Annotated in this window: 7 protein-coding genes; 5 read left to right on the top strand and 2 right to left on the bottom strand. The window is 35.9% G+C overall.

Annotated features, from left to right (window positions below; genetic code table 11):
- Positions 1-55 precede the first annotated feature (55 nt).
- A complete protein-coding gene (gene glnS / locus PF272_RS10695) occupies positions 56-1720 on the bottom strand; it encodes a glutamine--tRNA ligase (protein ID WP_065237466.1) in 1665 nt (554 codons plus the stop codon).
- Positions 1721-2015: 295 nt separating this feature from the next.
- On the opposite strand from glnS, the gene PF272_RS10690 reads away from it, so the two are divergent.
- The 3 genes from PF272_RS10690 to tdeA all read left to right on the top strand — a co-directional run bounded on the left by PF272_RS10690 (position 2016) and on the right by tdeA (position 6617).
- Positions 2016-3182 carry an efflux RND transporter periplasmic adaptor subunit gene (locus tag PF272_RS10690; protein WP_271142744.1) on the top strand — a complete coding sequence of 389 codons (1167 nt, stop codon included), beginning with the start codon at positions 2016-2018 and terminating at the stop codon, positions 3180-3182.
- A 10-nt stretch (positions 3183-3192) separates the two neighbouring features.
- Positions 3193-5130 (top strand): MacB family efflux pump subunit, encoded by a 1938-nt coding sequence (locus tag PF272_RS10685; protein WP_271142743.1) that lies wholly within the window; start codon positions 3193-3195, stop codon positions 5128-5130.
- A 116-nt stretch (positions 5131-5246) separates the two neighbouring features.
- Complete coding sequence (tdeA, locus tag PF272_RS10680) at positions 5247-6617, top strand: toxin/drug exporter TdeA (protein ID WP_065234758.1); 1371 nt, start codon at positions 5247-5249, stop codon at positions 6615-6617.
- 106 nt (positions 6618-6723) lie between these two features.
- Here tdeA and cspD read toward each other — a convergent pair whose 3' ends face one another.
- Positions 6724-6933, bottom strand: a complete 210-nt coding sequence (cspD, locus tag PF272_RS10675; RefSeq protein ID WP_065234759.1) for a cold shock domain-containing protein CspD — start codon at positions 6931-6933, stop codon at positions 6724-6726.
- 266 nt (positions 6934-7199) lie between these two features.
- Here cspD and sbcB point away from each other — a divergent pair, with 266 nt between their 5' ends.
- Positions 7200-8618 (top strand): exodeoxyribonuclease I, encoded by a 1419-nt coding sequence (gene sbcB, locus PF272_RS10670; protein WP_271142742.1) that lies wholly within the window; start codon positions 7200-7202, stop codon positions 8616-8618.
- Positions 8619-8789: 171 nt separating this feature from the next.
- Positions 8790-10991 carry an NADP-dependent isocitrate dehydrogenase gene (locus PF272_RS10665; protein ID WP_271142741.1) on the top strand — a complete coding sequence of 734 codons (2202 nt, stop codon included), beginning with the start codon at positions 8790-8792 and terminating at the stop codon, positions 10989-10991.
- Positions 10992-11000 lie beyond the last annotated feature (9 nt).

Here is an 11000-nt window from a genome sequence, read left to right as displayed (position 1 = left end):
ACAAAAGGCTATTTGTCTAAGACAAATAGCCTTCTCAATCAATCTAAAAATCGCTTTAAACGACTACACTCTCTTTTAATGAAACCGTTAAGTTAAACACTAAATGTTCTGGGTGGCTATCTTTACTATCTGCACAGAAATAACCTTCACGTTCAAATTGGTAAGATTTTTCTGCTTCCGCCGCACTTAAACTTTGTTCAACAAAACCGTGTTTCACCACAAGTGAATCTGGATTAAGCACTTGATGAATATCTTCCGCCGCACTTGGATTTGATACAGTAAATAAGCGATCATATAAACGGAATTCAGCTGGATGATTATGTGTCGCTGATACCCAATGAATAACCCCTTTTACTTTGCGTCCATCTGCTGGATTTTTCCCTAATGTATCAGGATCATAAGTACAATATACGGTGGTGATATTGCCTTGCTCATCTTTCTCAACGCGCTCTGCTTTAATCACATACGCATTACGTAAACGTACTTCTTTACCTAACACAAGACGTTTGTAATGTTTATTTGCTTCTTCACGGAAATCTGCTTGATCAATATAGATCTCTTTAGTGAATGGTAAAGTTCGTGTTCCAAGCTCTTCACGATTTGGATGGTTTGGTGCAGTTAATAACTCTTCACCATTAAAATTCTCGATCACAATCCGTAAAGGATTAATCACCGCCATCGCACGTGGTGCATTAGTATTTAAATCTTCACGAATACAAGCTTCTAAAGCACTATACTCCACCACATTATCTTGTTTTGTGACACCTATACGGCGACAGAACTCACGAATAGATTCTGGCGTATAACCACGACGACGTAAGCCTGAAATTGTTGGCATCCGTGGATCATTCCAACCATCAACAATACCTTCATTCACTAACTGTAATAACTTACGTTTAGACGTTAAGGTACTTTCTAAATTCAAACGAGAAAACTCATATTGATGTGGTAACGGACGTTCAATTGAAATATTTTCTAATACCCAATCATATAAACGGCGATTATCTTGGAATTCTAATGTACAGAGTGAATGGGTAATACGTTCGATCGCATCTGAAATACAGTGCGTAAAATCATACATTGGATAAATACACCATTTATCGCCTGTTTGATGATGATGGGCAAATTTAATGCGATATAGAACAGGATCACGCATTACAATAAATGGTGATGCCATATCAATTTTGGCACGTAATGCTGCTTTACCTTCAGCAAACTCACCATTCTTCATTTTTTCAAATAATGCTAAGTTTTCTTCTACCGAACGATCACGATATGGACTATTTTTACCTGGCTCTGTTAATGTTCCACGATATTCACGCATCTCTTCTGGTGAAAGTTCATCAACATATGCTAATCCTTTTTTAATTAGTTCAATCGCATAGCCATAAAGTTGATCAAAATAATCTGATGCATAACGCGGTTGTCCATCCCAAGTAAAGCCAAGCCACTCTACATCTTGTTTAATTGACTCCACATAGCTCATATCTTCTTTTACTGGGTTGGTATCATCAAAACGTAAATTACATTTCCCCTGATAATCTTCAGCAATACCAAAGTTTAAGCAGATAGATTTTGCATGACCAATATGTAAATAGCCGTTTGGCTCTGGTGGGAAGCGAGTATGCACAGATTGATGTTTACCTTGTGCAAGATCTTCGTCAATAATTTGACGAATAAAATTTGTTGGTTTTATCTCAGTCGTTTCTGTATGACTCATAATTTCCTCAAGTTGAGTTTACGCAAAATAATTTTCGCATTTTACACTTTTTAGCAAATAACACCAAACCGAAGGTTTAGTAAATACTAATTTTCTTCTAACTTTTAATCTTCATTATTCTGCATTGGTAAATTCCAGTCAGATTATTCGCAAAATAGCATCATCATACTCTCCTTTTACCAATAATCTGATCTTCAATTCCCAAAATAGTATTTGTTTACAAGATGATCTTTCTATAAAATGAATGAATGTTCATTTAGTAGAAAAAATCCTTGTTTGTTGAAAGGATCAATTTATGACATTAAAGAAAAAATTTATTTGGAGCCTTGCCATTGTTTTTATTATTGCTGGGCTCTTTTATTATTTTACACACGATAACCAACCTCAAACCTCATACTTCACTGAAACTGTAAAAAAAATGGATCTACAACAAACTGTGGTCGCTACCGGCACAGTACGTAGCTCAAAACGTGTTGAAGTTGGGGCGAGAGTATCTGGTAAAGTAGAAAAAATTTATGTCAAACTTGGACAACAAGTGAAAAAAAGAGAATTAATTGCTCAACTTGATTCGATTACTCAGGAAAACGCACTGAATACCGCTGTTGCACAATTAGCTTCTTATAAAGCCCAACTTGCTGCTGCAGAAACTGCTTATCGAATTGCGCAATCTAATTATGATCGAGTGGCAAAATTATATAAAAAACAAGCAAGCTCATTGAATGATTACGAAACTGCACAAAATACTTTAGAAACTGCGAAAGCAAGCGTGGCACAAATTCAAGCTCAAGTAAAACAAGCTGAAATTGAAGTAAATACGGCAACAACAAATTTGAATTACACTAAAATTACTTCTCCTTTAGATGGTACTGTAATCTCTATTCCTGTATCTGAAGGGCAAACGGTTAATGCAAATCAAACAACACCAACCATTATTCAAGTGGCTGATTTAGATACAATGTTGATTAAGCCTGAAATTTCTGAAGGCGATATCACCAAAATACAAGCAGGTATGACCGTCAAATTTTCAACGTTGGCTGAACCAGATGAAATTTATACCGCTAAAATTGATTCAGTTGATCCTGCAATGACCACGCTGACTGACAATGAATATACTGAATCTGTGAGTGATACTAATGCAATTTATTATTATGCCAATGTGTTGGTAAATAATTCACAACATAAGCTACAAATTGGTATGACGACACAAAATACTATTATCATTGCTGAAAAACAAAATGTATTAGCAGTGCCAACCTTAGCCATTCGTAAGCAAGGCAACCAAGCCATCGTTCAAGTTCTAGAAAATGGTAAAGTGCTGGAAAAAACGATCACGACTGGTTTACATGACGACATTAATACTGAGGTTGTTTCTGGACTTACTGAGGGTGAAAAAGTCATTGTTTCCCAATCTTCAAGCAGTGATGCACCGAGTGTTAAAGTTAGAGCACCAAGAATGATGTAATGAGGTTTTTATGCAAAATATTATTGAAATCAAAAACCTCAATAAATTTTTTGGTGAGGGTGAAAACCGAGTTCATATTCTAAAAAACATTCATCTTGATATTCAGCAAGGTGATTTTATTGCGATTATTGGGACATCTGGATCTGGTAAATCTACTTTAATGAACATTATTGGTTGTTTAGATACACCTACGAGTGGTTCATACAAAATTACTGAACAAGAAACCGCTACACTAACAGCAGATCAGCTCTCGGAATTACGCCAACAGCGTTTTGGTTTTATCTTTCAACGCTACAATTTATTACCCACATTAAATGCTCAAGAAAATGTAGCATTACCCGCCGTTTATACCGGAATGGCAAAAGAGGAAAGATTAACTCGAGCTGCACAATTACTCGATAAATTAGGTCTAGCCAATAAAATGGAAAATAAGCCCAATCAATTATCTGGTGGGCAACAACAGCGGGTCAGCATTGCTCGAGCACTAATGAATGGTGGTGATATTATTCTCGCAGATGAACCAACTGGTGCATTAGATTCGAAAAGTGGTGAAATGGTAATGCAAATTTTGCAACAACTTCACCAAGAAGGACACACTATTATTTTAGTTACTCATGATCCTAATATCGCCAAATTTGCCAGCCGGATCATTGAAATTAAAGATGGGGAAATTATCCAAGATCACCGTAACAATCATAATCTGCAACATAGACCGATTAGTCAGGCAAATAATCATACTGGTTTTGCTTTTTATCGTGATCAATTTATTGAAGCACTTAATATGTCGATTAAAGCGATTATCGCTCATAAATTGCGTTCTTTATTAACAATGCTTGGAATCATTATCGGAATAACTTCAGTTGTATGTGTGGTTGCCTTAGGTAATGGTTCACAACAAAAAGTCTTACAAAATATCAATTCACTTGGCACCAATACGATGGATATCTTCAATGGTACAGGTTTTGGTGATCGGCGAGCGGAAAGTATGCAAAATCTTACTGTTGCTGATAGTGAAATGTTGATGAAACAGCCTTATATTGAAAGCGTAACACCAAATAGTTCGGTAAGTGGGACATTGACTTATCGCAATAGTGCATTCACCGCTCAAGTGCGAGGTGTTAGTGAACAATATTTTAATGTAAAAGGGATTCAATCTGCACTTGGAAACCTATTTACCGCTCAAGATGTGAAATTAAATCAATCTGTTGCGGTAATTGATCAAAATACCCAACGCCGAATATTTAAAGATAATAATCCGCTTGGGCAAATTATTATGATCAATAAAAAGCCATTAAAAATTATTGGTGTGGTCAATACTTCTAATGTCATGGGCATTAATAGTGAAAATTTAAATATTTGGATTCCTTATACTACTGCAATGAATAAAATCTCAGGTGAGAAAAAAATCAGTTCAATTACAGTAAAAGTATCCGAAGGCATTACTACGGCAGCAGCCGAAAAAAATGTAACAGCCCTGCTATTAAGTCGTCATGGCAAAAAAGACTTTTTTATTTTAAATACAGATACGATTAAACAAACCATAGAAAGTACCACCAATACAATGAAATTGTTAATCTCTTCGATTGCGTTAATTTCATTAATTGTCGGTGGGATTGGAGTGATGAATATTATGTTGGTATCAGTGACAGAAAGAACCAAAGAAATTGGTGTCAGAATGGCAATCGGTGCCAAACAGCATAATATCTTACAGCAATTTCTCATCGAAGCGGTATTAGTCTGTTTAGTCGGAGGCATTATTGGTATCTGTTTATCTGGCATAATTGGTGTATTATTTAATCAATTTATGACCGATTTTATAATGCTATTTTCTACATTCTCGATTGTTGTCGCAGTACTCTGTTCAACCTTAATTGGGATTATTTTTGGTTATGTTCCTGCACAAAATGCAGCCAAATTAAACCCAATTACAGCGTTATCTCAAGAGTAAATTACCTTATATTAGGAATAATTTCAGATGTGATTACTGGTCGAAAATGGGGAAAATTGCTATAATTTTTATAACATTTTTATCTATTTTCTAAGGATATATTTTTAAGGATAACTATGAAGAAGTTTAATAAAATTACTGCGGCATTACTTTTGTCCACTATTCTCGTTGGCTGTGCTAATATTGATGATTCATTTAATGCAAGCCAACAAAATTTTGAACAATATATTTCTGCTACTTCACAATTTAATGTTAATGAAGAGTGGTGGAAATTATATAACGATCCTCAACTCAACCAGTTAATCGATCTTGCATTAAAAAATAATCTTGATTTAGCGAAAAGTGCTGTTGCCGTCAATGTTGCTTTATACAAAGCAAATTTATTGGGTGCAGATTTAGTACCAACATTTAGTGGCGGTAGTGAATCCACAGCCAGTAAAAATATTAAACAAGGGGGTAATTCAACTGTTGTACATACTGGTCAAATTGGTATTAGTTATACGCTTGATCTATGGCGTAAACTCGCTGATTCAGCTGATGCCGCTGAATGGGAACATAAAGCAACCGTTGAAGATCTCGCCGCCGCTCGTTTAGCCTTAATTAATAGTGTGATTGATACCTATTATAGTCTTGCTTATTTAAATGATGCGATTAAAGCCACCGAAGAATCTGTAAATTATTACAATCAGATCAATACGGTGGTGCAAAATAAACAACGTTTCGGAGTCATTGATCAATTAAGTAGTGCTCAAGCAATGCAAGCTGTATTAACAGCGCGCAACACACTTCTTGATTTACAAGCACAACAAAAAACTGCACAACAAACACTGCATAACTTATTAAATCTAAAACCGAATGAACCACTCAATTTAGCTTTACCAAACTTATTAAAAGTAAAATTGCCTGGGGTAAATTTAAACGTTCCTGTTGAAGTTATTGCAAATCGTCCTGATGTTCGTGCCGCTCAATATCGCTTACAAAGCACCTTTAAAGATGCCAAAGCAATGCAGAAGAGTTGGTTCCCAACTATTAGCTTAGCTGGCACACTACAAGCAAAAGGCTCTACCGTCAATAATGCGACTGACAATCCTATGGGAGTAGGTACGTTAGGGATTACTCTACCATTCCTCTCTTGGCAAACTGTTAAATGGAACGTCAAAATTTCCGAAGCAACTTATGAAGCATCTCGTTTAAGTTTTGAACAAAGTATTACTACTGCATTAAATGAAATTGATGCTCTCTATTTTGCTTATCAACAATCACAACGTAGTTATGACAATCTATTAAATAAATACAACTACGATAAGAGAATTAGTCAATATTATCGTGATCGTTATAATGCAGGCGTTTCAGAATTAAAAGATTGGTTATCCGCGGCGAATACTGAAAAAGCCTCTGAAATCTCTATTTTAAATCAAAAATATAATTTGATTAAAAATGAAACTGCGGTTTATCAAGCAATGGCAGGTTATTACAATAAAAAATAAGATCAATGCCTAAAACTAAAAAAGATACACTACCCCAGTGTATCTTTTTTATTGGCTAATTTTGTTCATTCAAACAAAATTAATACAGAAAGTAATTGCGATATAATTATTCAACAATTGGCACAATTTTTGTTGCGTGTGAGCCTTTGTCGCCATGGACAGCTTCAAACTGTACTTTTTGTCCCGCTTTTAATGAACGATAACCATCCATTTCGATCACAGAATAATGTGCGAAAATATCGCCTTGTTGACCTTCAGCAGAAATAAAACCGAACCCTTTTGCATTGTTAAACCACTTAACTACACCGATTTCCATAATAACCTCGAATAATGGATTTTTTAACTTAATTAAAAATATACAACGGCAGGATCGCCCTGTACTGGCTACATATTTATCCAAGTTAACAGATAAATCAAATAGCTAATGTTTAAAATTAGCGGGAGATCACAGAAATTTAGTAAATTTGTTTAAAAACAGTCTTATTTCTGGCAAATTAACCTCAAATTTGAGGTTTTATCCTCGGTTATCATTCTCTATAATCATGATGTAATTTTTTTGTATTTTTAAATTCAATCCAAGATATGACTGATTTCTCATTTTTTATTTATGACTACGAAAGTTTTGGCGTAGACCCTGCCCGAGATCGCCCCGCTCAATTTGCTGGTATCCGTACCGATCAAGATTTTAATATTATTGGTGACCCCATTATTCTTTATTGTAAACAGACCGATGATTATCTACCGCACCCTGCGGCAGTGGCATTAACAGGAATCACGCCACAACTTTGTAATCAACAAGGCATTAGCGAACCCGAATTTGCCGAAAAAATCCTTGCAGAGTTTAGCCAACCCAATACGTGTATTATGGGATATAACAATATCCGTTTTGATGATGAAATGACACGTTATACTTTTTATCGTAATTTTATCGATCCTTATGAATACAGTTATAGTCATGGCAATTCACGTTGGGATTTACTTGATCTAGTCCGAGCAACTTATGCTTTACGCCCAGACGGGATTAACTGGGTCTATGATGACGAAGGGATGCCTAGCTTTCGCTTAGAATTATTAACTAAAGCGAATGAGATTGAACATAGTCATGCGCATGATGCCATGTCCGATGTTTATGCCACGATTGAAATGGCAAAATTAATCAAGCAAAAACAACCAAAACTTTTCGATTACTTTTTTAAAAATCGAGGTAAAAAAGAGTTAGAACAGCTTGTTGATTACATTAATATGACACCATTAGTTCATGTATCGGGTATGTTAGGTAATTATCGTGGCAACACCAGCTGGATGGTACCATTAGCACCACACCCGACTAATAAAAATGCGGTAATCTTTTGTGATCTTGCGAGCGATCTGAGTGACTTATTAACGCTTGATGCAGAAATATTAAAGCAGAATCTTTATACTAAGAAAACAGAGTTAGAACAGCTAGGTAAAAAAGCTGTTCCATTAAAATTAGTACATCTTAATAAATGTCCAATTTTAGCTCCTGCAAAAACGTTATTACCTGAAACTGCTACGCGACTCGGTATCGATCGCCAACTTTGTCTAGATAATCTCGCTAAATTAAAAGAAAGACCTGATATTCGTGAAAAAGTACATCAAATTTATCTCGATGAATACTCTAATCAATATGACGATGTTGAAACTGCACTTTATTCAGGATTTTATCCTTATTCAGATAAAAACAATTTGGCAATTTTACGTACCTTACCTGCAGAAAAATTAGCTGACCATGGTTTAAGTTTTCAAGATACCCGTATTCCTGAATTACTTTTTCACTATCGAGCAAGACATTTTTATAAAACCCTTTCTCGAGCTGAGCAGGTGAAATGGCAAAAATATTGTCGCGCCAAATTGGAACAATATAGTGAAAACTTTATTGCTGAATTAGAAAAGCTTTCCGCTGAATATGCTAATGATGAAAACAAATTAACTTTGCTAAAAAATCTTTATGATTATGGTTTAAAGTTAATGATGAAATGATAAGATAGACAGCAATTTAGCAAATACATATAAATTTTTTAACGTTTTATTAAAATTTATCAAGCAAACTGGAATAACTTATTTCAGTAGGAATAGCCTTAAATATTCTAATGAATATTAAGTCAATAACAAACAACACATACTTATTAATAGTTAATCAGAGAGGTGATTATGAGTAAAATTATCTATACCTACACAGATGAAGCTCCCGCTTTAGCCACCCTATCATTCCTACCCATTATTGAAAAATTCGTAAAACCGGCAAATATTGAGATGGTTGTTAGTGATATTTCATTAGCTGGACGTATTGTGGCGAATTTCCCTGACTATTTACAGGAAAATCAACGTGTAGAAGATGCTCTTGCTCAATTAGGCGAACTTGTCACTAAACCAGAAGCCAATGTTATTAAATTACCAAATATCAGTGCATCTATCCCTCAATTAAAAGCCGCTATTGCTGAATTACAAGCTCATGGCTATGCTGTGCCAAATTATCCTGATTCACCTGCTACTGAAGAAGAACAAGAGATTCGTGCGCGTTATGACAAAATTAAAGGGAGTGCAGTAAACCCTGTATTGCGTGAAGGTAACTCTGACAGACGTGCACCAAAAGCAGTTAAAAATTATGCTAAACAGTTTCCTCACAGTATGGGAGCTTGGGCTGCCGATTCAAAAACACACGTTGCTACTATGAGTTCTGGTGATTTCTATCATAATGAACAATCAGTAACGCTCGATCAAGCGGGCGAAATTCGTGTTGTACTAGAAGATAAACAAGGTAAACAAACCTTATTAAAAACTTTAAAAGGACAAGCAGGTGAAATTCTTGACGCTACTATGATGAGCAAAAAAGCGTTACTTGCTTTCTTAACTAAAGAGATTGCAGATGCAAAAGCACAAGGTGTGCTATTTTCCTTACATATGAAAGCCACTATGATGAAAGTTTCTGATCCCATCATTTTTGGTCACGCTGTAAAAGCCTTTTTAGCACCTGTATTTGAAAAATATGGTGCATTACTTGATCAAGCGGGTGTTAATGTTAATAACGGGTTAGGTAATTTAATTGCGAACTTAGATAAGCTCCCTACTGAAGTACGCAGTGCTGTAGATCAAGCGTTAGCGGATGGTCCTGCTCTTGCAATGGTTGATTCAGATAAAGGGATCACCAATCTTCATGTACCAAGTGATGTAATTATTGATGCCTCTATGCCAGCAATGATTCGTAGCTCTGGCAAAATGTGGAATGCACAAGGTCAATTACAAGACACCAAAGCAGTCATTCCTGATAGTAGTTACGCTGGCGTCTATGCACAAACTATTGCATTCTGTAAGCAACATGGTGCATTTGATCCAAAAACAATGGGTAGTGTACCTAATGTTGGCTTAATGGCACAAAAAGCAGAAGAGTATGGTTCACATGATAAGACTTTTGAAATTGCTACTGATGGTGTGGTGAAAGTTTTAGATCAAAATAATCACGTCCTAATGCAGCATACTGTTGAAGCTGGCGATATTTGGCGTATGTGTCAAACTAAAGATGCTCCAGTGACTGACTGGGTAAAACTTGCTGTAAAACGTGCACAGCTTTCTGATACTCCAGCTGTTTTCTGGCTTGATAAGAATCGTGCTCACGATCGTGAAGTCTTGAAAAAAGTTGAAAAAGCCCTTGCAACGATTAATACCAGCAAAGTGGAATTACATATTCTTTCTCCAGTAGAAGCTACCCAACTTTCACTTGAACGTGCAAAAGCGGGTAAAGATACTATTTCAGTAACAGGTAATGTATTACGTGATTATCTCACTGACTTATTCCCTATTTTAGAATTGGGAACCAGTGCAAAAATGTTGTCTATTGTGCCATTAATGAACGGCGGTGGTATGTTTGAAACAGGCGCTGGCGGCTCAGCACCGAAGCACGTACAACAATTCTTACAAGAAAACCACCTGCGTTGGGATTCTTTAGGTGAATTCTTAGCATTAGCTGTTTCGCTTGAACATTTAGCACAACGTGAAGGCAATCAACGTGCCCAAATTATTGCAGATGCTCTTGATGTTGCGACTGAAAAATTATTATTGAATGGCAAATCACCTGCTCGCAAAGTCAAACAAATTGATAATCGTGGTAGTCACTATTACCTCGCTTGTTATTGGGCAGAAGCACTTAGCCAACAACAAAAAGATAGTGAACTTGCGCAGCAATTTAAACCTTTAGCTGCTGCCTTAGCTGAAAACGAACAAGCTATTATGGCAGAGTTAGATGATGCACAAGGTCATGCTGTTGATATGGGTGGCTACTATCATCCAAATCCAGAACTTGCACAAAAAGCAATGCGTCCAAGTGCAACACTAAACGCCTTAATTGATAACTTCTAATTAGATCTG

It is taken from the genome of Gallibacterium faecale (assembly GCF_027920745.1).
In the GTDB taxonomy this organism is placed as follows: domain Bacteria; phylum Pseudomonadota; class Gammaproteobacteria; order Enterobacterales; family Pasteurellaceae; genus Gallibacterium; species Gallibacterium faecale.
This window is presented reverse-complemented; position numbering and strand designations above follow the sequence as displayed.